Origin of the sequence: Shewanella sp. 38A_GOM-205m (genome assembly GCF_000518445.1) — a bacterium.
Classification (GTDB): Bacteria; Pseudomonadota; Gammaproteobacteria; order Enterobacterales; family Shewanellaceae; genus Shewanella; species Shewanella algae.
The window spans coordinates 75,785-97,442 of record NZ_JADP01000018.1; the positions used below are offsets into that span (position 1 = coordinate 75,785).

The 21,658-nt window shown below is 55.0% G+C and carries 18 protein-coding genes; 7 read left to right on the plus strand and 11 right to left on the minus strand.

The features are described 5' to 3' along the window. Nucleotides 1–6: 6 nt before the first annotated feature. The 6 genes from N512_RS0112325 to N512_RS0112350 all read right to left on the minus strand — a co-directional run bounded on the left by N512_RS0112325 (nt 7) and on the right by N512_RS0112350 (nt 5,471). Complete coding sequence (locus N512_RS0112325; RefSeq protein WP_025010357.1) at nt 7–657, minus strand: hypothetical protein; 651 nt, start codon at nt 655–657, stop codon at nt 7–9. Between the two features lie 6 nt (nt 658–663). Then, a complete protein-coding gene (locus N512_RS0112330) occupies nt 664–1,353 on the minus strand; it encodes a PspA/IM30 family protein (RefSeq protein ID WP_025010358.1) in 690 nt (229 codons plus the stop codon). 11 nt (nt 1,354–1,364) lie between these two features. Continuing rightward, nucleotides 1,365–1,778, minus strand: a complete 414-nt coding sequence (locus tag N512_RS0112335; RefSeq protein WP_025010359.1) for a YjfI family protein — start codon at nt 1,776–1,778, stop codon at nt 1,365–1,367. A gap of 79 nt (nt 1,779–1,857) precedes the next feature. Then, a complete protein-coding gene (locus N512_RS0112340; RefSeq protein WP_028780529.1) occupies nt 1,858–3,585 on the minus strand; it encodes a polyamine aminopropyltransferase in 1,728 nt (575 codons plus the stop codon). Nucleotides 3,586–3,589: 4 nt separating this feature from the next. Further along, nucleotides 3,590–4,489: a DUF350 domain-containing protein gene (locus N512_RS0112345; protein WP_028780530.1), complete on the minus strand. Its 900-nt coding sequence runs from the start codon at nt 4,487–4,489 to the stop codon at nt 3,590–3,592. Nucleotides 4,490–4,520: 31 nt separating this feature from the next. Next, nucleotides 4,521–5,471 carry a hypothetical protein gene (locus N512_RS0112350; RefSeq protein ID WP_025888554.1) on the minus strand — a complete coding sequence of 317 codons (951 nt, stop codon included), beginning with the start codon at nt 5,469–5,471 and terminating at the stop codon, nt 4,521–4,523. Between the two features lie 236 nt (nt 5,472–5,707). Here N512_RS0112350 and glnE point away from each other — a divergent pair, with 236 nt between their 5' ends. Together glnE and N512_RS0112360 are read left to right on the plus strand one after the other, a co-directional pair. Next, the gene (gene glnE / locus N512_RS0112355; protein ID WP_028780531.1) at nt 5,708–8,563 is read left to right on the plus strand and encodes a bifunctional [glutamate--ammonia ligase]-adenylyl-L-tyrosine phosphorylase/[glutamate--ammonia-ligase] adenylyltransferase; all 2,856 of its coding nucleotides are present in this window, start codon (nt 5,708–5,710) and stop codon (nt 8,561–8,563) included. Nucleotides 8,564–8,646: 83 nt separating this feature from the next. After that, the gene (locus N512_RS0112360) at nt 8,647–9,606 is read left to right on the plus strand and encodes a GGDEF domain-containing protein (protein ID WP_028780532.1); all 960 of its coding nucleotides are present in this window, start codon (nt 8,647–8,649) and stop codon (nt 9,604–9,606) included. A gap of 21 nt (nt 9,607–9,627) precedes the next feature. Here N512_RS0112360 and N512_RS0112365 read toward each other — a convergent pair whose 3' ends face one another. Next, a complete protein-coding gene (locus N512_RS0112365) occupies nt 9,628–10,500 on the minus strand; it encodes a LysR family transcriptional regulator (RefSeq protein WP_037474932.1) in 873 nt (290 codons plus the stop codon). 107 nt (nt 10,501–10,607) lie between these two features. On the opposite strand from N512_RS0112365, the gene N512_RS22960 reads away from it, so the two are divergent. From N512_RS22960 to N512_RS22970, 3 genes are all read left to right on the plus strand, one after another. After that, nucleotides 10,608–11,135: a nucleoside deaminase gene (locus N512_RS22960; RefSeq protein ID WP_051472794.1), complete on the plus strand. Its 528-nt coding sequence runs from the start codon at nt 10,608–10,610 to the stop codon at nt 11,133–11,135. Next, complete coding sequence (locus N512_RS22965) at nt 11,132–12,460, plus strand: MFS transporter (protein ID WP_051472795.1); 1,329 nt, start codon at nt 11,132–11,134, stop codon at nt 12,458–12,460. Before N512_RS22960 ends, N512_RS22965 begins: the two co-directional genes overlap by 4 nt. Nucleotides 12,461–12,571: 111 nt before the next feature. Continuing rightward, nucleotides 12,572–14,011 carry an amidohydrolase family protein gene (locus tag N512_RS22970; RefSeq protein WP_051472796.1) on the plus strand — a complete coding sequence of 480 codons (1,440 nt, stop codon included), beginning with the start codon at nt 12,572–12,574 and terminating at the stop codon, nt 14,009–14,011. On the opposite strand, the gene zapE is transcribed toward N512_RS22970, so the two are convergent. Beyond that, nucleotides 13,982–15,100, minus strand: coding sequence for a cell division protein ZapE (zapE, locus tag N512_RS22975; RefSeq protein WP_037474935.1), 1,119 nt, complete (start codon nt 15,098–15,100; stop codon nt 13,982–13,984). The genes N512_RS22970 and zapE overlap by 30 nt on opposite strands. A gap of 184 nt (nt 15,101–15,284) precedes the next feature. Here zapE and N512_RS0112390 point away from each other — a divergent pair, with 184 nt between their 5' ends. Both N512_RS0112390 and N512_RS0112395 read left to right on the plus strand, forming a co-directional pair. Beyond that, nucleotides 15,285–15,626: an FKBP-type peptidyl-prolyl cis-trans isomerase gene (locus N512_RS0112390; RefSeq protein WP_028780534.1), complete on the plus strand. Its 342-nt coding sequence runs from the start codon at nt 15,285–15,287 to the stop codon at nt 15,624–15,626. 100 nt (nt 15,627–15,726) lie between these two features. Beyond that, nucleotides 15,727–16,548 (plus strand): N-acetyl-ornithine deacetylase, encoded by an 822-nt coding sequence (locus N512_RS0112395; RefSeq protein ID WP_028780535.1) that lies wholly within the window; start codon nt 15,727–15,729, stop codon nt 16,546–16,548. 68 nt (nt 16,549–16,616) lie between these two features. Here N512_RS0112395 and N512_RS0112400 read toward each other — a convergent pair whose 3' ends face one another. From N512_RS0112400 to N512_RS0112410, 3 genes are all read right to left on the minus strand, one after another. Continuing rightward, the gene (locus N512_RS0112400) at nt 16,617–17,531 is read right to left on the minus strand and encodes a L,D-transpeptidase family protein (protein ID WP_025890079.1); all 915 of its coding nucleotides are present in this window, start codon (nt 17,529–17,531) and stop codon (nt 16,617–16,619) included. Between the two features lie 111 nt (nt 17,532–17,642). Next, the gene (norR, locus tag N512_RS0112405; protein WP_028780536.1) at nt 17,643–19,163 is read right to left on the minus strand and encodes a nitric oxide reductase transcriptional regulator NorR; all 1,521 of its coding nucleotides are present in this window, start codon (nt 19,161–19,163) and stop codon (nt 17,643–17,645) included. An 85-nt stretch (nt 19,164–19,248) separates the two neighbouring features. After that, a complete protein-coding gene (locus tag N512_RS0112410) occupies nt 19,249–21,522 on the minus strand; it encodes a nitric-oxide reductase large subunit (RefSeq protein WP_028780537.1) in 2,274 nt (757 codons plus the stop codon). Nucleotides 21,523–21,658: the final 136 nt, after the last annotated feature.

The window sequence follows — 21,658 nt, forward strand, 5'->3', positions numbered from 1 at the left end:
GCCGCATTATTCTCCTGGCCAGTAGTCACGAATATCGCTGAGGGGGCGGTAAAGGGTCAGCGCAACGTCGGTTTCGCCGCCTTCATAGACTTCGATATCCAGAGCGCGAGACTCATCGTCATCCAGCAACTGATAGCTTTCGAAGGCATCACCTGTTGCACCGTCAGCATCCTGAGGCGGCCTGAGTCCACGGTAATCTTCCCGGTGGAAATAGCCAAACTCAGCAAAACTGACCTGATGGTAGTGTTTCCCGAGCCATTGCTCAAGCATCTCAGTCTCGGCAGTGAGTGCCTTGGTACTCAGCTCAGCTTTCCCCGGCTCATCGAAGATGGCGGAGAAATCATCCAGATCGAATAAGGCATCGACCTGAGCGCGGCTTATCTTCAGCGAGAAAGCCAGCCAGGTTTCGTCGTCTTCATCCAGCCCCAGATAGATGGCTTCGCCGCTGTGCCCCTTGAGTACCCATTCAGTCGACTGACTGCGCTGATACTCATAGGTATTGACGGCTTCGACCCTAAGCTGCTGCCCGCGCAGATGCGCGGGCAGGGCAAAGCTGTCATCAAGGGAGATCATATCGCCCTTTTGCAGCTCTGATGGGTGCTTAAGCTGACGCACTGGAGTTTCTTTTTTGCCAAACAGGCTGCCAAAGAATCCCATAGCTTATCAGCCTTTCTTGGCTTTCAAACGCTCGAGCACATCGCTGGCGTTGCTCTTCTGCTCGCCGATACCGGCTTCAGCCAGCTTGGCTTTCAGCGATTGGTCACTGTTCTCGGCTTCCAGGTTTTCGGCAGCCTTCAAGCGGTCGTCAAACTGTTGCTGACGTGCCTTGATTCGCTCCAGAGAGTCTTTGGCGTTGAGCAGCTTGGAGTTGCTTGACGCGAAAGAGTCGGTAATGGAAGCCGTGGCCTTTTGTACGCTTTCAGTGGTCTTGACCATGCTCAACTGACGCTGATAGTCGGCCAGCTGACGTTCGGTCTTCTTCACCAGATCTTTCAGGCGGGCTGCATGGGCGCTGAAGCTGTCGTTGGCAGTTTGTTGCTCGGCCAGTTCCATTTCCAGCTGGGCAATCTTCTCGGCCACTTCCAGCGCCAGAGTCTCATTGCCTTTTTCCAGTGCCTGAGTGGCATAGCCTTCATGCTCGGCGACAGCACGCTTAATGCGATCGATTTCACGGCTGGCTTGCATCTCTTTGGCCATCACATCTGTCAGTTCACGCTTGGCCTTGGTGAGGTGTTTCTCGGCGTCACGGATCTCCTGTTCGAAGATGCGGGTTGAATTGGCATCCACTATGCTTTGGCCGACTTCGTTGGCCCCACCGCGGAATGCTGTAAGAATTTTGTTCAGTATGCCCATGATTTGGCTCCTTATTTCAAAAAGTCGACCAGTTCGTCAATGACTTCGAGACAGTTGTCAGACAGGACAGAGAGTTCCTGCTCTATTTCCAGCATGCTCGATTGCAGGGAGAGTGCACCGTAAACCACATATTTATCGTCAATCTTGGCGAATGAAGACAGTGGCATAGGGATGTTGAGTTCCAACATGGTTTCAAACATCTCGGCACGGCGTTCCTGCTTGAGTTCATCCTCTCCCCAGAGATAACTGATGCAGAGGATTTGGTTTTCCGTTACCGAAACAAATACGGGGATCTCTTCACGGCCAACCACATTGACCTGCAACACTTCTACATCCCCTTCAATGGGGTAACAGTCAAACTGGAACCCAGTAGAGCTGTTGTCGCCAAGTCCATTTAAATGATTGGCAATAGTGTGAATATTCATATTTGTCCTCTTTGACATATTATGTCTGCGTTTAAAGATAACACCGAGACATAATATGTCAAGCGTTATCTTTGCCTGTTTAAAAGGTTGCTACACCCTGTTCATCTGTCCATGCCTGCAGGTGGTAGTAATACAGCTGCAGTGAGCCTATGGTGTTGGGCTGAACCTGGTCCATCTTAGTGTAAAACTGTTTCGGAAACTCGAAGGCTCCGCGAATAAGCCCAGGCGTCAACCAGTCATCCTCCACCGGCAGTTGCTGCATCTGCTGCAGCCGACTCTTGGCATCCTGGCCATTGAGTGTCCCTATGGTCCAGCCCCATTCGCCAAAGCTGGGCACATTGTGGTGATACTGATTCACCTTGAATCCCGCCAGCGCAAGGGTCTTGCCTACAGAGATAAAGGCCTTGGTCGCATGGTAAGGCGAGGTGGACTGTATACTGATGGCTCCATCCGCGCTCAAAAGTTCCCTGAGTTTTTTATAAAACAGGTCTGAATAGAGCTTATTGAGATCCGGATGTGAGGGATCAGGCAGATCCACTATGATGGCATCGTATTTATCGCCGCGGGCCAGCAAGCGGTCGACACCGTTAAAGGCATCGTCGAAAACCGTTTCCACCCTGGGATCGGCAAAGGCGTTGCCGTTGAGGCCGAGCAATGCTGTCCTGAGATCTTCCGGTACTTCAGCCCCGGGTTCTTTGAATAGCTTGACCATCTCGGCATCGAGATCCACCAGAGTGACCTGCTTGGGTTGCCATTTCAGTACCTGTTTCAAGCCCAATCCATCACCGCCGCCTATGATCAACACCTTATCGTGACGGGCACTCGCAGCCAGAGTCGGATGTACCAGAAAGGCGTGATAGATATGCTCATCGCTGGAGGAGAACTGCAGCCGACCATTGATATAGAGGGAGTAAACCGGTGGCAGATGGTTGCCCATCAGGCGCTTGGTCAGTGTCAGTTGCTGAAACCGAGTAGCCTTGGCATAGACCACCTTGTCCTGATACAGGAGGTTGTTGAACCCTTGCTCCCAGGTCGGCCCCTTGATGGCCAGCATCAGCAGCACTCCTGTGGCCAGTACGTGTGCCGCCAGTAACCAGTTGGCGGCGCGGATCCTGTCCCTGAAGCGGATAATAAAGATAAACCCGGCCAAGAGGTTAAAGGCGGCGGTCATGGCTGCAGCCAGTTGGATATCCAGCGCCAGCATAAAGCCGACCCAGAGCGCCGCACCCACACCAGCACCTATATAGTCGGCGCCGTAAATGGTGCCGGCATTGTGCAGCAGGTGTTCATCGGACAGTGCCTGACGCACCCTGGCAATGAGCGGGATCTCCATCCCTATCATCAAACCGAGCAACACACCCCAGAAATAGGGCAGGTAGCGGGACAACTCCTGAAAACGGCCGATAAAGCCACCCTGAGGCAGATGATCCGGCGGTAGCCCCAGGGTTCGTCCTATCAGCTCCGGTAGCTCGTGGCCAAAGCCGATGACGGCCGCGGTGATCAGAATCGCCAGTGAGCCCAGCAAGGCGACAGTCAATTCCAATACTGCAAAGCCGCTGAAGGCGCACTTTATCTTGCGGGCGGCAAAGGCCCCCAAGCCCATGGAGACTATCATCAAGCCTATCATGGTGTAGATGGCCGCCTCGAGGGCGCCCAAAATGCGCCCGGCATAATGGGAAAGCAGGTATTCGTATATCAGACCACAGGCCGCCAGTACCCCCATGATCCCCAAAAGCAGGGCATCATCGAGGGCACCTAAGTGGCGTCTGTTGGGCTCTTGGGTGTTGGCGTTACTACTTAATGCCACGGGATCAGGCCATCAAAGCGGTGAGGATCAGCGCAACCGCTATGCTGATCGCCATTTCAACTGCGGCCAAGCCTATGTTGTGCTGCTTCTCCACCTCATCGGCGAGGTCAATTTTTGCCAGCACCAGGAGTTTGACCAAGGGCAGCAACAGGCTCAGTACCACCAACATAATGAAGGAGAACACCAGCCAGCCAAGGGCGTTGGTTACATAGGCTTCAGGGCTGAAGACGATAAAGTGACTGGCGGCATTGAAGCTCAGTGCCATGGCGATCATCGCCCCGGCATGACGTATCGCCAGGGCGGTATTTCCCAGCGCCAGCGCCTGCTGCATTGAGCTGTCCTGGTTGCGGGCGGCGTAGCGATTCTCTCTGAGGCGGGTCAGCAACACCAGCATCAATTGAGAAATGGCAAAGGCGCTGAGGATGGCAATAAAGGTATCCAGGGTCAGATCTTCGGCCCACAGCAGTACGGCGCGGATAATAATCGCAGTGGCGATAGCGGCCGAGGCATCGACTATGGCAACCGACACATTGCCTTTGAGCACCAGGGCGTTCTTGTCGATATTATTCAAGGCGATTTTATCGTGCAAAAAGCGCCCCAGTTTGATCAGCACTAGACCAAACAGGCCGTAGGCGCTCATGCCGATGGCTTCCTGCAGATAACTGTGGGCGGCGGCGCCGGTAATGGCGCCGGTCAGTACTATACCCAGTGCCGCCACAGCGCCGGCGGTGCTGATGCCGAAGGCGAAGTTGTCTCTGACCGCCAGCTCTTCACTGCTGTTTACCCGAACACTCCAGCCCTGCAGGTAGCGGGTCAGAGTAAGCAGTACCACGGCGATAGAAAGGTCGATGGCGAGTATGACGGCCAGTTCCTGAGTGATGCCGAATTCCTGAAATAGAGTCATGTTCATTCCTTAAGTTGTGATCCTGGCTGAGTTATTTGCCCCGGCTGACACCACGGCTGGTGCGACTGCCAGAATTACGGAAACTGCTGTCTTTAGAGTAATTTGAGCGAAACTTGCTGGCCGATTGCCCACTGCTGGATGGCTTGGGTGCAGCGCTGCTCTGACGAGAGAGGGCGCTGGAGCCGGAGCGGGACTTGGCATAAGGGCTGTCAAAGCGTTTGCCTTGAGAGTCGAAACGTTTTTTGGTGCGCTCATAGACCTGGGTTTGGGCCTTGGCCTGCTTGGGGGAGGTATAGCGATAGCGGCCCACATCATTGTAGTAGCTGTAATCCCTGCCTCTGGACCAGTTGTCATAATAAACCGGCCTGTGGAACAGGTTGGAAAACATGGAGTACATGCCATACCAGGCCCAAAAGGACATGCCGTTGGAATCGGTTTGCCACTGGCCATAGGCGGGGTTACCCACTAACTGGCTGCCGGCACCAAAGTCTTCCGAGCCATTGGCCAGGGTTGAAGCCTCGCGGCTGATGGCGTTGACCCTGGCGAGTTTGCCCTCTGACATATCGGCAATCACATTGACGGGATCTGAAAGCATGTCGTTGAACAGGCTAGAGTCCAGCGCTTGATAGAGGTTGTTTCCCTCTTCCAATTGTTGGTCAAGATTGACAAAGTTGCTCGCCACCTTGGCGTCTTTCACCCTGCTTTCCAGTGACTTGTACAGTGGTCCCTTACTGGTGGCATCCAGTGTCAGTTGTTCCACCAGGGGCTGTAGCTCCGGCCGCTGCTGCGCCAGAATTTGACCATACTGTTTGAGTAAGATGCCATTGCGCAGCTGGTCTTTGTCCAGCATCTGGCCGAGTTTTTCCAGACGTTGGTCATTCAGCTGTTGCAACTGGGCAATCTGCTCGGGTCTGTCGTCACCGCAGGCTGTCAGTGATAACAGCATCAGCAGACTGAGAATACGGATCAGCATTCCTGCCATGTTTTCTCCATTATGATAAGCACTTGAGCCCGGCAAACGGTGCTAAAACCTCTGGTCCCCGTAGGCCGTCAGTGCAAGTTGGTGTAATCTGTGCACAGAGTATCACCCACAAGAATTGGGGTGAAGTCAGAATCATCTGCATCGGCCGGTTAAAATCCATGTCGAGCGGACGTTTGTGCGGCAAAGATGACATAATATGTCTAAATAGTCTTGAATACAATCGAACAGGGATAACTATGGAATTGGGGTGTGACAGTCAAAAGCCGTTTTCCGAGTTGCTGTGCAAACAGGCCGGTAAGCATTGGCACCTGCTGGTGGAGCGCTGGCCTGAGGTGGTTACCGAGCTCAGCCTCATCGAGCAGCAGGAGCTGCAGCGGGTTATGGGCCTGAGTGATTATGTTGCCACTCAGCTGTGCCGCCACCCAGAATGGATTGCCCCCTTCTTTAGCGGCCAGCTCACTCGCCTGGATAGACAAGACTTTGCCGACGAAATCCAATCTCTGCTCGACCCTGTCACCCAGGAAGAAACCGCCAAATCAGTGCTGCGAAACTATCGCAACCGGCAAATGGTGCGCCTCGCCTGGCGCGACTTCATGGGCTATAGCCCGCTGCAGGAGTCACTGCTCGATCTCTCTGTATTGGCTGAGGCGCTGATCATCGGCGCCAGAGACTGGCTCTATCGCGAAATGTGCCAGAGTCTGGGAACCCCCTGTGACTGCGACGGCAAGCCACAACCTTTGATGATCCTGGGGATGGGCAAGCTGGGCGGCCGTGAGCTGAACTTCTCATCTGATATCGACTTGATCTTTACCTTCCCGGAACACGGTGAGACCCAGGGCGGTCGGCGCAGCCTGGATAACCAGCAGTTCTTTATCCGCATGGGGCAACGCCTGGTCAATCTGCTGGGGCAGGTCACAGTCGACGGTTTCGTGTTCCGGGTCGACATGCGTTTGCGCCCCTATGGAGAGAGTGGCCCGCTGGTGGTCAGCTACAGCGCCCTTGAGGATTATTATCAGGAGCAGGGGCGTGACTGGGAGCGTTACGCCATGGTCAAAGCCCGCGCGCTTGGTCCCTGGACTCAATACTCTGACGAACTTCACGACCTGCTACGCCCCTTTGTTTACCGGCGTTATATCGACTTTTCCGCCATAGATTCCTTAAGGCGGATGAAGCGCCTGATTGCCCAGGAAGTGCGTCGACGCCAGCTCAAGGACAACATCAAACTCGGTGCCGGCGGTATCCGCGAAGTGGAGTTCGTGGTGCAGAGTTTTCAGCTTATCCGCGGCGGCCGGGAGCCGGCGCTGCGCAGTCAAAGCCTGTTCGATGCCATAGATACCCTCTTTAGTTTGGGGCAACTTGAGTACCTGGCAGTAGATGAACTCAAACAGAGTTATCTGCTGCTGCGCCGGGTAGAAAACCTGTTGCAGGCCATAGGGGATAAACAGACCCAGACCCTGCCGGATAACGGCCTGGATTGGCATCGTCTCTGCTACGCGTTGGAGATGGCCAATGAGGCAGAGCTGCGCAGTGAGGTTGAGGCCGCCATGTTCAAGATTCATCGCCATTTTCGCGAAACCGTCGGCGGTGATGAAGACAATGAGGAGCAAAGTGATAGCTGGGCCTGCCAGCTCTGGGTCTGTGACAGCGAGGAAGACATACAATCGCTGCTGGCCGAGCGAGGCATAGAAGACAATGAACTCTGGAGCAGTCTGGCTCATTGGCGCGAGACGGTATCACGCCGGGCCATAGGGCCAAGAGGGCGGGATACCCTGGATAAGCTGATGCCGAAAATGCTTGAGGAGCTGACGCTGCAGCCCAATCCCGGCAAGGCATTCAAGCCGGTAACCGGCGTACTGGAGCAGATCCTGACCCGTACCACTTATCTTGAACTTCTGTGTGAAAACCCTGGCGCCCGCCAACAATTGGTGAGCCTGTGTTGTGCCAGTCCCTGGATTGCCCAGCAGCTGGCGAAATTCCCCATGTTGCTGGATGAACTGATCGATCCGGCGCAGCTTTATGACACCACCTCTCTGGATGACTACGGCAGTGAACTGCGCCAATACCTGCTGCGGGTTCCGGAAGAGGATATGGAGCAGCAGATGGAGGCGCTCAGGCAGTTTAAACTGTCGCAACAGTTGAAAATTGCCGCCGCGGATGTCACCGGGGTCTTACCTATCATGCAGGTCAGCGATCACCTGACCTTTCTTGCCGAGGCCATTATAGAGCAAGTGGTGCAACAGGCCTGGCAGCAAATGACAGAGCGCCACGGCGTGCCGCCTGGCCTGGCTGACGGGGAGATAGGTTTTGCCGTCGTCGGCTATGGCAAGCTGGGGGGCATTGAGCTGGGCTACGGCTCGGATCTCGACCTGGTGTTTCTGCACAATGCCAAGGGCGGCTCGACTGACGGTGACAAGCCGTTGGATGTAGGGCACTTCTATCTCAAACTGGCGCAGCGGATATTACACCTGTTTTCCACCCGCACCATGTCGGGCGAGCTTTACGAGGTAGACATGCGCCTGCGACCATCGGGCGCCTCCGGGCTCTTGGTCAGTGAAATTGGGCATTTCGGCGAGTATCAGCAGCAGGAGGCCTGGACTTGGGAACATCAGGCTTTGGTTCGTGCCCGCTTTGTCTTCGGTGATAACGCCTTGGCGCAGGAATTTCAGGCGGTGCGTGACAGCGTGCTGCGCCAAGCAAGAGACAGGAAACAGCTGGCCAGCGAAGTGCGTGAGATGCGCCTTAAGATGCGCGACCATCTGCTCAAAGCGCCGCAGGGAATGTTCGATCTTAAACAAAGCGTTGGCGGTATCGCCGATATTGAGTTTATCGCTCAGTATCTGGTGCTGGCCCATGCCCATAAGCACCCCGAGCTGTGTATCTGGTCTGATAATGTGCGGATTTTTGAGGTGTTGGCCGAGCTTGAGCTGCTGCCCTTGATGTCGGCGCAGCATCTGACCCAGGCCTATTGCATGCTGAGGGATGAAAACCACAGGTTGACTCTGGCCGGTTTGCCTGTGCTGGTGGCACAGGAAAAAGTGGCGGAGCAGGCCGAACGGGTCAGTAACATCTATGAGCTTATCCTGGGGCAATAGTTTACCGGTGCGCTCAGGCTATCTATAGTTAACGGAGAAGTTTTGTCGATTGCTTTGCCTGAAGCCACTGTTGAGGAATGCCTATGTCAAGACCCCCAAAGCCCTTGGATGAGCCACTAAGGCTGGCTACCCTGCAAGGACTCGGGGTGTTGGATACCGAAGCAGAGGAGCGCTTTGATCGCATCAGCCGCATGGCGCAGCGACTGTTTGAAGTGCCCATCTGTTTGGTTAGTCTGGTTGATGCCAAACGACAATGGTTCAAGTCCAGCTTAGGTATCTCCCTCAGGGAGACACCCAGAGATCAGTCGTTTTGTGGTCATGCCATCCTGTCGCCTGAATCCATGCTGATCCCGGATACTCTCAAGGACCCACGTTTTGCCGACAACCCTCTGGTTACCGGCGCTCCCCATATCCGCTTTTATGCCGGTTATCCTTTGACTATGCGCAATGGTTGTCGGGTTGGCACTTTCTGCATCATAGATGTACGCCCAAGAGAACTGTCCCAGGAAGATAAGCTGTGTCTGGAAGATCTCGGCCATATGGTGGAAAACGAACTGCAGCATATGGAAGAGGTCTGTCAGGATGAACTCACCGGCGTGGCCAACCGCCGGGGCTTTGAGTTACTGGGGGAGATGGCACTGTCTTCCTGTTGTCGTGAAAGTTTCTACGGCGCCTTACTGTATCTGGATCTCAACGAATTCAAGCCCATTAATGATACCTATGGTCACAGTGAAGGTGATGCCGTGTTGCAGGCCTTTGCCGCCATGCTGGTGAGCTGTTTCCGCGAGTCGGATGTGGTAGCCAGGCTTGGAGGTGATGAGTTTGCCGTACTGCTGACCCATTTGCGACCATTGGATGTCAGAGCCATCAAGTTGAGGTTCCGTAAAGCCTTGGCCGAACTCAACTTCCGCTTGGCAAAACCCTATCAGATCCGTGCCAGCCTCGGAGAAGCCATATACGATCCGGCCCAACCCAGGAGCTTGGCCGAGTTGATGGCTCAGGCCGACGGCTTGATGTACCGCAGAAAGCCGGGGCGCGATTAGCTGGGTTGGCGTTTTGTTTTCTTAAGTAACCATCAAGTCATTACAACGGGCGACCAAGTCCTGAATTAGCCGCTTGCCCATATGGTTCAGGCTGGGCGCAGCATGCAGTACCAGTTCCATCGGTAATGGCGGTGGCAGAGTCTCTTGCTGAATATGGGCGTCTGTGAGCAGGCGTTTGGGCAACAGGCTCACTCCTATGCCTGCGGCTACAGCGGCTTTCACCTGTGACAGTGAATTACTGACTTGCACCATTTGCCACTCTATCCCGGTTTCATCAAGCAGCTGGATCATCTCACTTCGATATAAACCACCATTGGGAAAGGCCACCAAAGGTAGCGGGCGCTTTTCTGCCAGCGAGTGGCTGCGACTGTCGAACCAGCAAACAGGTTCTGGCCAGCAGGCGACGCCGCGACTGGCGCCGAGGCGTTGTTTCACCAGCACTATATCCAGTTTGCCATCACGAAAGGCTTCATAAAGGCCTTGGCTCAGCCCAGATGTCAGTTCCAGTTGTAATGTCGGCTCCTGGCGTTGCAGCTCGGCCAACACCTGGGTCAGTACCTCACCGGCAAAATCTTCCGGCACTCCCAATCGAAGTGGGGTAAACGCCTCTTGTGTTCGACCTCCGGCTTCCCGCATCAGCGCCAGTATCTGTCTGGCATAAGTAAGCAGTCGCTCACCTTCAGGTGTGGTTTGGGCATAACGGCCACTGCGATCCAGTAAAGGATAACCTAATTGTTGCTCCAGACGGCGAAGCTGCTGGCTAACTGTTGACTGGGTCAGGTGAGTGGCGGCCGCGGCGCGGGTGAAACTGCCACTGTCGGCGACGGCGACAAAGGCCCGCAGTAATACAGGATCGAGCAGTGCCAGCTTGGCGGGAGAATGAGGTGTTTTCATCAGTACAGGATTAGTGAGAATTCCACTGATGAATATTTCATTATTTAATTTCCAAATCAAATAGGCAGTTTTTAGACTGGATGGAAAATTTGCCTGGAAGCCACAGAATGAAAGCAACACTCACAAGCATGCCGCTGACAGAAGCCGATCTAATAGAACACTTGGTGATCAAGGCCAAAGATAATCTGCTGTCCGGCGCCAGACCCTTTGCCGCCCTGTTGCTGAAAGACGGGGAGATTATTGCACAAGGTGTCAACCGAGTCGCAGCCGACTGCGACCCTTCGGCTCACGCCGAAATGCAGGCCATACGTGCGGCGGCCAAGTCATTAGAGACGACACAACTCGATGGTGCCGTGCTCTACGCCAGTGGTCACCCTTGCCCCATGTGTTTGGCTGCCGCCTTGATGGCAGGCATACGTGAGATACGCTATGTATTTGATAATCACGATGCCGAATTCTGGGGATTCTCCAGTGAAGCCAGCTATGGTTTGTTGGGTTTGGAGAGCCAAAAGCTTGCACAAAGCCCGGGGTTTACCATTCGTCGTTGTCAAAGTTCCTTTGAACCTGCCTGGCTCTATGGCGCTTTGGCACATGATGCTCAGGCAAATCCAACTGGGGATAGCGAAGAGCAATGACACTTCAACAGCCGTATTTGACCAGGCTGAAAGCAGTGGCTCTGCTGCTGTTATTGTTTGGTGGTGCACTGGCGTTGAGGCCTTTTCTGACATCGCCCGGGCCTTTGCTGGCACAGCTCAGTAGCGAGCTTGGTATTGAGGTGCAGGCTCTGGGATGGCTGACCTCAATGCCCATGTTGCTGATGGGGGTTGGAGCACTGACTGCCCCTTGGCTACCTAAAAGGCTCTCCAGCTTGCCCGGTGTGGCTCTTAGCCTCGGCTTGCTGACTTTGGCGCTGGTACTCAGAGCAAGAGTTACCATGCCACTGCTTTGGCTCTCCACCTTGCTGGCCGGGCTTGCCGTAGCTTGGATGCAACTGCAGTTACCAGGGCTTATCAAACAGCATTTCGCCGGACACTTGCCGGTATTAATGGGGGGATACTCGGCGCTGTTGATGGGCGGCGGCGCTCTGGGCGCTGGAGTCACTCCTTGGTTGATAACGCTGTTTTCAGAGGGGGCTTCGGTGTTGGCATTATGGGCGCTGCCTTGCATACCAGTGTTGTTGCTCGCACTTTGGTTGGCCAGGCGTGACTCTCAACCGGCTGTTTCCAGAGTTGCACCTCTGACTGAAGGCTCTATTGTGAGTACATCAGGGGAGGATAATCCCGCGCCCGCTAAACCAAGCTTGCCATGGCGCCGGGCAAAGGCCTGGTCTTTGTTGCTGAGTTTCGGGCTTATCAATGGAGGCTATGCCAGCCTGGTGGCTTGGTTACCGCTCAGCTATCAGAAACTGGGCATGTCTCAGCTTGCAAGTGGGCGGCTGGTGGCCCTGATGGCGCTGGCACAGATGTTTTCAGCCCTGACGTTACCGCTGCTGGCAGGTCGTTTCGCCGGCAAGCAAGCAAAAGCCGACCGCCGTCCCTGGTTGTGGTTGGCTCTTATCGCGCAATTAGTAGGCTTTATGGCCTTGGCTTTGTGGCCTCAGGGCGCCCCTGTGCTTTGGAGTCTGCTGCTTGGCGTGGGGCTTGGCGGCAGCTTTTCACTTACCTTGGTCCTGGTGCATGAAGAATACCGCGGCGCCGAGCAGACGGTCGGCCTCAGTGCCATGGTGCAGGGCGGCGGCTTCCTGCTGGCGGCGCTGCCTCCCTTGATCTTACCGCCCTTGTTGCTTGATGGCGCAGCGCCTGTGATGCAGAGCAGTACCGATTTTGCTCCACTGTGGTTGTTACATTGGTTGTTTGTCTTGGTGGTGACCGTGCTTTGTTTGGGTTTTGGTCCATCAGGTTTGCCTGCGCGCCGGGTGACAGATGAGCAGCAAGGAGTCTCCAAGGTTCATGCTCAATAAGGCCGAAATCATTCCTCGGCGGGAGAGGTTGGTATTGTGACTCTCCAGAGACCTGGAACTGTTGGTAACAATTTGTTTATTAGACCTAAAATAATAATTAAGGAAGCCGGAATGTCATTGAAAAAACTGTCGCTGTTATGTCTCTTGGCCACATCATTTACCCCGCCGCTGCAGGCCAAACCCCATGAGTGGCTGCTGACCAATTTCAGTTTGCTGGATGTGGAGCAGGGGCGTTTGCTATCAGGTAAACAACTGGCGATCGATGAGGGCCGGATCAGCGCCATTGAAGACAGCTCTGCCAAGTTAACGGCTGAGCGCACTGTGGATCTTCAGGGCGGCATTTTGATGCCATCTTTGTGGGACATGCATGTGCACTTCGAAGGCCGGGAACTGGTGGAGGACAATGCCCTGTTACTGCCGCTTTACTTAAGCTACGGCATTACCGCGGTGCGTGAAGCGGCCAGCGATCTTGCGCCGGAAGTGCTGTTATGGCGTAAACAGATTGAGTCCGGTAACCGTCTTGGGCCGAGAATTTTCAGTGCCGGGCAGAAGTTTGAAGGTCCGAACTCTGTCTGGAATGGCGATCTGGAAGTGGCCGATGGCGCCGAAATGCGTCAAGGCATGGACAAGCTTGAGAGTATGGCGGTCGACTTTATCAAGATCACTGAAAATACCATGCCGGCGACTCTCTATCTGGAAACACTCAAAGAGGCCCGTGCCCGTGGACATCTGGTATCCAGCCATATTCCCTATGGGGTCAGCATTTTCGAAGCCGCCAAGAGCGGGCTGTCCAGCATAGAACATGCTTCATATGTACTTAGGCTGGGAAATGCCCAAGAGCCTCAAATTGCTGCTGCGGTTGCGGCCGGACGCATGAGCACTAAGCAGGCGAGCCAGGCGTATCGTGATGGGTTCGACCCGGAGCAGGCGCAGCTGGGTTACCGCATGTTGGCAGCCAAAGGCGTTGCCGTGACACCAACCTTGATTGGCGGTCACCAGTTGGCCTGGCTCGATACTCAAGATCACAGCCAAGATCCTTTCATGGCGTTTCTGACCCAAGCTTTTACCGACAAATATCGCTGGCGAATTGAGCGTATGGGAGAGCAAACACCTCAGCAGTGGCAGACACGTAAGCAGCATTATCAAGTGCTGGCTGCCGAGTTGCCAAAACTGTTGCAGGCCGGGGTTACCCTGTTGGCGGGCAGCGATTCTGCTGCGCTCAACACTTATGTTTACCCCGCCGAAGGGCTGCACACTGAGCTGCAACTCTGGCAACAGGCCGGGGTGAACAATGCCGATATTCTGCGCTCGGCTACCATTAATGGCGCCCGCTTCATGGGCCAGAGCAAGGACTATGGCAGCATTGAAGTCGGCAAAAAGGCAGAACTGCTATGGCTGCAGGACAATCCGCTGCAGGACATAGGTGCCACTCAATCGATAAGAGGGCTCTTCTATCGCGGTACCTTGTTTGATAGCAAAGCGCTGGACGCTATGCGTACCGAGGCGGCCGAGTCAGTGCGCCTATTGGATAACGCCAGGCGCCAGCTCTGAGCTGCCCAGCATCTCGGTTAAGCGACTGTAGGTGCGGCGAAACTCGAAGCTGAGGGCGCCGCCCTGATAAAGCTGCTCCAGTGGTACTTGGGCATGTAGCACCAGTTGTTTACCCCTGTCATAAAACTCATCTATCAGGGCGATAAAGCGCCGGGCGGCATCATCCTCCGGCGCATAACTGAGTTTTCTATCGCCTGTGCTGACGGCTTCGGCAGCATCTTCGGTGCCGCGGGCGCGGATCCAGCCGCGGCGCTCACCGCCAAGCCTGGGTACATGGCTCAGCAGCAGAGTATCCAGTGTTTCGGCCAGCTCCATATAATCCAGAGTGGATCTCGGCCCTTCGCAGAGCTGATCGAAGCGAAACCAGGCCAGGGATTGTGTAGCTTCCATAGCTTGGAAAAAAAGCGGTCTGCCCATGATGCAGAGTTGCCCTGGACCCGAAGCGTTTTTTGAAAACCACTGGCTGAAGTCAGGTTCATTGCCAAGCTGCAGCAGGGGAAGTGCCGCCTGGGCATGGGGCGCGCCTTTGGTGAGGCGATGGTCCTGTTCGCCATTGAGGTGCAGCGATTCCATCTTCTGTTGCAACAAGTCGATAGTCGGCAAAAAGCGCTCTCGCTGCAGGCCGTTTTCATAGAGGCGCTCGATTGGCGTATTGGAAGTGCTGACCAGCATAACGCCACGGTTAAACAGGCCTTCGAGTAAACGTCCGAGAATAATGGCATCGCCGATATCCGAGACGAAAAACTCATCGAAGCATAACAGGCGGCATTCTTTGGCCAGTGTGGCGGCAATCTGATCCAAAGGCTCACGGGTGCCGCTGATGCGGTTCAGATCTTTGTGAACCCTGGCCATAAAGTGATGAAAATGCAGTCTGAGCTTGGGCTGCCCCTCGACGGCATTGAAAAAGAGATCCATCAACATGGTCTTGCCGCGGCCGACATCCCCCCACAGGTAGAGCCCGGGGACTTTGTTTCCCTGACCGAGTGCCTGAAAACGCTTATCAAGCGCTGCCAGCGCAGGCAACTGGGCTGGGTCTTGCTGCCAAGGGCCTTGGGCATAGCGTTCAGAGGGGGAAATTGTGTGCTTCATTCTGGACGTCCCATCCTGTGACTGTTATTTAAGTGCCATATAAGTGCCGCGGGCGGCCAGTATAGCAAGGGCTTGAGCCTGAAGGAAAAGTGCCTGCCATGCCGCTTTATCTATCCATGGAATAGTGTTCAGTTCCTTTTACGGCTAAGATGCGCCTTTTGAGCCATAGGTTGAGGAACAAGCCATGACGGCAGAATTGGCAATCATAGATATTGAGGAAGGTCAGGGCAAAGCCGCGGTGAAAGGAGCGCTTATCACGGCTCACTACCGAGGTTGGTTGAGTGACGGTACTCAATTTGATTCTTCCAGGGACAAGGGCCGTCCCTTTCAGTGTGTCATTGGCACAGGGCGGGTGATCAAGGGCTGGGATCTGGGTTTGATGGGGATGAAGGTCGGTGGCAAACGCCGACTCAAGGTTCCGGCACATCTGGCTTATGGCGAACGCCAGGTTGGGGCGCTGATCAAGCCGAATTCGGATCTTGAATTTGAAATTGAATTGCTGGAAGTCCTGACCCGCGACGATTGAGTCCAGGGCTTTTGAGCGCTATTGGCTCAGATGGATTTTGTTTTTATATAAAGCTGATATTATAGCTTTGCCCTTCATTCATCTGAGTCATAAAAGCACTATGAGCCGTTCCCCCTTCGCATCTTTTCAATGGCATTCAGACATTTTTGCCTGCGACAGTACGGATATCGAACATTTCTATGCCCAACTGCAACAGGAAGTTGACCGTCTGCAGCTGGGGCGCAAGAAGCTGGGCGAAATAGGTGATTATCCACTGGAGCTGTATCAGTCGCCCTCAGCGACGGCGGAGCTGCCCTCTGTGTTGATCAGTGCCGGATTCCACGGTGAAGAGGCTGCCGGCCCTTGGGGTATGCTGCATTTCCTCAGTGAACTGCAACAGGATGTTTTCGAGCGAATTAATCTAAGCTTGTTGCCTTTGGTCAACCCCACTGGCTTTGCCAAGGGGCACAGATTCAATAAGTTCGGTGAAAACCCCAACCGGGGGTTTTTACAGCCCAAAGAGGGCGAAACCAGTTCACCTTCGGTTGAAGGCAAGCTGCTGCTGGAATATGGCCAACTGCTGCAGGGCGCCAGCCGCGAAGGCATATTGACCTGTCATGAAGATGTGTTGCAGCAGCACACCTATATCTATTCTTTTGAGCCCAGACAATCACCCGGCCAGTTCAGTTTGCAGCTGCGTGATACTCTGGGGCGTTTCTTTGATATTGCCGTTGATGGCGATATCGATGGTTGTCCGGTGCAAGACGGGGTCATTTTCAACCACTTTGATACTTCGTTCGAGGCCTGGCTGGTTCGCACCGGTGCCAAGGTGGGTGTTTGCAGTGAAACACCGGCAACCCAGAACCTGGATCAGCGAATTCTGGCCAACAGCGCCGTGATGCACGCCTTTGTGCAGCAGCAGTTGGCTCCCATCAAGGGGTAACAGCCAAAAGCGATACCGCTCAAAAGCAAGACCCCAGCCTAGGCTGGGGTCTTAGTTTTGAAAGGCTTTCAGGGATTGAGGCGGGTAGGAATACCGCTTCTGTCATCCAACAGGCGTTTGAGCACGGTGGAGTCGGTGTCGGCATGGGCGATAAAGCGGCTGATGGCCGGGGTCATCTTCAATACCACAGGTGCGGTGGATTCAAACTCGGCCTCGGTGCGCGACAGCGGCTGATGCACTTCCAGATAGCGACCGCCATCCGGCTCCAGGCTGGCCTTTATCGGCTGATTGACAAACTGTACCCGGGTGCCGTTGGGCACAGTATTGAACAGATGCTCGATATCCTGATTACGCAGGCGGACACACCCCTGGCTGACACGCAGGCCTATACCGAAGCTGGCATTGGTGCCGTGAATGGCATACAGGTTACCGATATAAAGCGCATACAAGCCCATGGGGTTATCCGGGCCTGCGGGCCAGACCTTGGGCAGGGTGATACCGTTGGCGGCATATTCCTTGCGGATCCTAGCCGTTGGGGTCCAGGTGGGGTTGGCGCGTTTGCGATAAACCTTGGTCACCCAGTTTTCCGGGGTATCCCGACCTATCTGGCCTATGCCTATGGGTAAGACCTGTACCGTATTGCTGTCTTTGGGATAGTAGTAGAGGCGCATTTCGGCCACGTTTATCACTATCCCTTTACGGGGGGCATCCGGCAGGATCAGCTTGTGAGGGATCAGCAATGTGCTGCGGGGCTTGGGAAGAAAAGGGTCGACCCCTGGGTTGGCCTCGGTCATGTTGGTCAGCCCCAGTTGATATTCGTCGGCAACACTCTCCAGTGTGCGCTTGTCATCGGGCACCACATAATACTGGTTGTCACCGACGATACTGCTGCCCTCTGGCGGCAGAGGATATTCAACGGCCTGCGACAGGCAGGCGGGAAGCAACAGGCCCAGTAACAGGGCGAGGCGGGGAATTCTTGTCATAGGATATTTTTCTTCATTAAACGCTGTCAGTCGCCATGGTTTCAGGCATCAGAGTCGAGCAGGCATCCTTACCTTTTCCGGCGCAGATTTCAACAGATTGCGGCAAAAAAACTATTTCAGTTGCAGGCGTTTCGCCAGTCGATGCAGGTTGCCAGGGTCGACGCCCAACTCGCGGGCACTGGCGGCCCAGTTGTATTGATGCCGCTCCAGCACACTGCGCAGCAGCTGTCTTTGGAACTCCGCTGTGGCTTGCTTGAGTGTAATGGTTTCTGCAGGCACTGTTGTGTCCAACTGGCGCGACAGCGCACTTGGAGAGGGGCTCTTTGACTGCAACTCACCCAGTTGCAACTGGCATTGGTTATGGTCACTGGCGGCGCGCGCCAACACGCTGGCGCGGTGCAACAGGTGTTCCAGTTCCCTGACGTTGCCGGGCCAGTCGTTGGCCAGCAGCCAGGCTTCCGATTCGGCGGACAGACTCAGACGCTCCAGCCCCAGCTTGCTGCGGCAACGTTCAAGAAAATGCCCGGCAAGCAGTAGTATGTCGCGGCCCCTTTCTCTCAGTGGCGGCACAAGTAGCGGGAAAACACTCAGCCTGTGGTAGAGATCGGCGCGAAAGCGGCCTTCAACCACCTCGGTTTTGAGATCCTTATTGGTGGCGGCGATAACCCGCACATCTACTGTCAGGCTTCTATCTTCGCCAACCCGTTGCAGATCGCCGTATTGCAGCACCCTGAGTAACTTGGCCTGCAGCGGCAGGCTGAGTTCGCCTATCTCGTCGAGGAACAAAGTCCCCTTGTCGGCCAATTCAAACTTACCGGCGCGATTGCTGATGGCGCCGGTAAAGGCGCCTTTGACATGACCGAAGAGTTCACTCTCGGCGACCGACTCTGGCAGGGCGGCGCAGTTGAGGTACACCAGAGCCTTGTTGCCTCTGGGCGAGGCGGCGTGTACTGCCTTGGCAACCAGCTCCTTACCCGTGCCGGTTTCACCGAGGATCAACACGTTCAGGTCGCTGGGAGCGACCACGGCAATTTCCCGCTTCAGCGCCAACATCTGCGGGCTTTCCCCCAGAAGTTCACTGTGGCCGGTTTCCGGTAGCGGTCGACTCTGGCTCTGTAGCGACAGGCTTTCCAACTTATCCAGCAGCAGGGCATTGCCGAGGGAGGCGGCGGCGATGGCGCTCAGGCTTCGCAGCTCTTCATCGCTGAAATCGTCGAACTGGCAAGGGTCCAGACCATCTATGGTCAAGGCGCCTATCAGCTGTTCCTTGTCCAGCAGCGGCAGGCCGATACAGGCATGCACCTTGAGCTTATCTGTGTGGGCGGCTATCAGGCCATCGTAGGGATCCGGCAATTGGCTGTCTGCCGGAAAACGCACCAGATCGCCGGCGCGGGCGATGGCCTCCAGTCTCGGGTGCTCTGTGATGTTGAAGCTGCGACCGAGTACATCGGCCCTGAGGCCGTCGATTGCCAGTGGGATAAAGCGATTGCCCTGAAATCGCAGCAGAGCGGCGGCATCACAATGGAGATTGTCCCGTACCGTCGCCAGCAGGCGACTGAATCTGTCGCTGTTTGGCAAACCTGAGGTGATATCCAGCGCGATACGGGTGAGATCGGAATGGCTGAGTGGCATAAGCTGACCTGAATAAAATCCCTGGGGTGAGTCTACCCCAGGGACAGTGGAATGTCATTTTGACATTATTTTTCAGTGTGAGTGGCTAGTGACTGGTAGCAATGGCCAAGCGTTTGGCCTTGACCGCCTGTCGCAACAATCCCAGCAGGAAGGCGCCCAGCAATAAACCACCGACGGAGAAGATGATGTCACCGAACATCCGCATCCATACCAGGCGTTCTACCAGTGGGCTGTGGATCACCTCTGCCGAGCGGGCAAACCAGTAGCCATGATCCAGCACGGCAAAGAACTGCACTATGCCCACCGGCAGCAATGACAGGAATAGCATGGCGGCCAGCCCCAGATTCAGGCTCCAGAATGCCCCCTTGAGCCACTTGTCTTCCCAGCGCAGTTTACCGGCAAGTCCTGACAGGCAGAACAACATCAGGCCTATCCCCAACATGCCGTAGACTCCCATAAAGGCGCCGTGGGCGTGGGTGGCCGTGGTATTCAGCCCTTGAATGTAATAGAGGGCAATCGGTGGATTGATCAGGAAGCCCAGTACACCGGCGCCCACCAGATTCCAGAAAGCGGTGGCAACAAAGAACATGATGGCCCAGTGATAGCGTTGCATCCAGGGAGCGGCCCGGCGCAGGCGATAGCTTTCCACCGCTTCAAAACCGATAAGGGCCAGAGGCACCACTTCCAGCGCCGAGAAGATAGCGCCCCAGGCGATGACCGAAGTGGGTGTGCCGGTGAAATAGAGGTGATGCAGTGTGCCTATCAGGCCTCCGGTCAGGAAGATCAGGGTAGAGAAGAGTACCGCACCATTGGCACTGCGGGCACGGATAAGGCCAAGACGCACAAACATCAGGGCGATAACCGAGGTAGCAAAGGTTTCAAAGAAGCCTTCAACCCACAGATGTACTACCCACCAACGCCAATATTCGGCGATGGCAAGGTTAGTGTTTTTACCCATAAACAGCCCGGCACCATAGAGGAGGCCGATAGCAACACAAGAGGCGTAGAGTACCCAGAGCACAGGCTTTAGCTCAGATTCCTGTTTCAGGGCGGGCAACATGGCGCGGCTCACCAGTGCCAGCCAGATCATCAATCCGGCCAACAACAGCAATTGCCAAACCCGGCCGAGATCTATGTATTCATATCCCTGGTGACCGAAGAGGAAGTTGTTGTCCAGTGAGAAGTATTGTTGTACCCCCAGCCATTCACCGGCCATGGAGCCCAGCACCACTACCAGAAGAGCGACCCACAATAGGTTGACACCGAAGCGTTGATATTTGGGCTCGTGACCGGAAAGCGCCGGTGCGATATAGAGCCCGGTACCGAGCCAGGCCGTCGCTATCCAGAATACTGCCAGTTGAGTATGCCAGGTGCGGGTCACTGAATAAGGCAGGATCTCACTCAAGGGAATACCGTAAAACTCCTGGCCCTCAACCGCATAGTGCGCCGTGACGCCACCGAGCAGTATTTGCAGCAGAAATAGGCCGATAGCGGTAATGAAGTATTTACCCGTGGCCTTTTGTGAAGGGGTGGGTTTGTGTCTGAACAGGGGATCTTCTGTGGCGGGAGCCGGCAGGGCTTCATGTTTGCCGGCGGCATGATACCAAACCAGGGCACCGATACCGGCCAGCAGAGTCACTATGCTCAAAATCGACCAGACGATATTGTCTGATGTCGGTGTATTGCCCAGTTGTGGATCGTAGGGCCAATTATTGGTGTAGCTGTAATTGGCATCCGGGCGCTCGGTCACTGCGGCCCAAGCGCCCCAAAACAGGAAGGCATTGAGCTGTTGACGGCGCTCGGCAGATCCTATGGTATTGGTTTTCATCGCATAGGCTTCCCGCAGCTCATTCAGCGCGGGATCGTCACCAAACAAAGATTGATAGTGCTGACTCACTTGCGCCATGGCGGCGATACGGGTGTCGGAAAGCACCACCCGGGTGTGACCTATCTCGTCTGTAGTGACAGTGTTATGGCGCAAATCGTCCCTTAAAGCTTGCTCCAATGCGGCCTGAGTACTCTTGTCCAGGCTATTGAAAGGCTTGTTGTATGTCTCCTTGGCTCGAATATCCAGCCAGGCTTCGGCCTCACGGTGTAGCCAGTCTGCGGTCCAATCCGGAGCCACATAGGCGCCATGGCCCCAGACTGAGCCAAGTTGATGTCCGCCCATGGAGCGCCAAACCAGCTGCCCTTGTTCTATGTCCTTGCCGCTGAAAACCACTTGGCCCTGGCTGTCGCTATAGACATCGGCAATCGGTGGTTTTTCCCGATAGATTTCACTGCCGATACTGAGAAGTACAGTGAAAGAAGCGACCAACACAAGTAACAGTGCGATCAGGGTGAATTTTTGTCTGCTCATTGGCATCCCTCTGACAAAGTCTATTTGATAGGTTTTCCTACATAGAGCAGCCAACGTGCCAACTTTTATTCTTGTTTTTAATCAGTGCATTACTTTTTTGTGTGTTTTTGATGGTGTCATTTTGATTGTATTAAAA

What these genes read in the sequence shown, in the direction of transcription:
- N512_RS0112325 (WP_025010357.1), bottom strand. Translation starts at nt 657, where the DNA reads ATGGGATTCTTTGGCAGCCTGTTTGGCAAAAAAGAAACTCCAGTGCGT.
- N512_RS0112330 (WP_025010358.1), bottom strand. Translation starts at nt 1,353, where the DNA reads ATGGGCATACTGAACAAAATTCTTACAGCATTCCGCGGTGGGGCCAAC.
- N512_RS0112335 (WP_025010359.1), bottom strand. Translation starts at nt 1,778, where the DNA reads ATGAATATTCACACTATTGCCAATCATTTAAATGGACTTGGCGACAAC.
- N512_RS0112345 (WP_028780530.1), bottom strand. Translation starts at nt 4,489, where the DNA reads ATGACTCTATTTCAGGAATTCGGCATCACTCAGGAACTGGCCGTCATA.
- N512_RS0112350 (WP_025888554.1), bottom strand. Translation starts at nt 5,471, where the DNA reads ATGGCAGGAATGCTGATCCGTATTCTCAGTCTGCTGATGCTGTTATCA.
- glnE (WP_028780531.1), top strand. Translation starts at nt 5,708, where the DNA reads ATGGAATTGGGGTGTGACAGTCAAAAGCCGTTTTCCGAGTTGCTGTGC.
- N512_RS0112360 (WP_028780532.1), top strand. Translation starts at nt 8,647, where the DNA reads ATGTCAAGACCCCCAAAGCCCTTGGATGAGCCACTAAGGCTGGCTACC.
- N512_RS0112365 (WP_037474932.1), bottom strand. Translation starts at nt 10,500, where the DNA reads ATGAAAACACCTCATTCTCCCGCCAAGCTGGCACTGCTCGATCCTGTA.
- N512_RS22960 (WP_051472794.1), top strand. Translation starts at nt 10,608, where the DNA reads ATGAAAGCAACACTCACAAGCATGCCGCTGACAGAAGCCGATCTAATA.
- N512_RS22965 (WP_051472795.1), top strand. Translation starts at nt 11,132, where the DNA reads ATGACACTTCAACAGCCGTATTTGACCAGGCTGAAAGCAGTGGCTCTG.
- N512_RS22970 (WP_051472796.1), top strand. Translation starts at nt 12,572, where the DNA reads ATGTCATTGAAAAAACTGTCGCTGTTATGTCTCTTGGCCACATCATTT.
- zapE (WP_037474935.1), bottom strand. Translation starts at nt 15,100, where the DNA reads ATGAAGCACACAATTTCCCCCTCTGAACGCTATGCCCAAGGCCCTTGG.
- N512_RS0112390 (WP_028780534.1), top strand. Translation starts at nt 15,285, where the DNA reads ATGACGGCAGAATTGGCAATCATAGATATTGAGGAAGGTCAGGGCAAA.
- N512_RS0112395 (WP_028780535.1), top strand. Translation starts at nt 15,727, where the DNA reads ATGAGCCGTTCCCCCTTCGCATCTTTTCAATGGCATTCAGACATTTTT.
- N512_RS0112400 (WP_025890079.1), bottom strand. Translation starts at nt 17,531, where the DNA reads ATGACAAGAATTCCCCGCCTCGCCCTGTTACTGGGCCTGTTGCTTCCC.
- norR (WP_028780536.1), bottom strand. Translation starts at nt 19,163, where the DNA reads ATGCCACTCAGCCATTCCGATCTCACCCGTATCGCGCTGGATATCACC.
- N512_RS0112410 (WP_028780537.1), bottom strand. Translation starts at nt 21,522, where the DNA reads ATGAGCAGACAAAAATTCACCCTGATCGCACTGTTACTTGTGTTGGTC.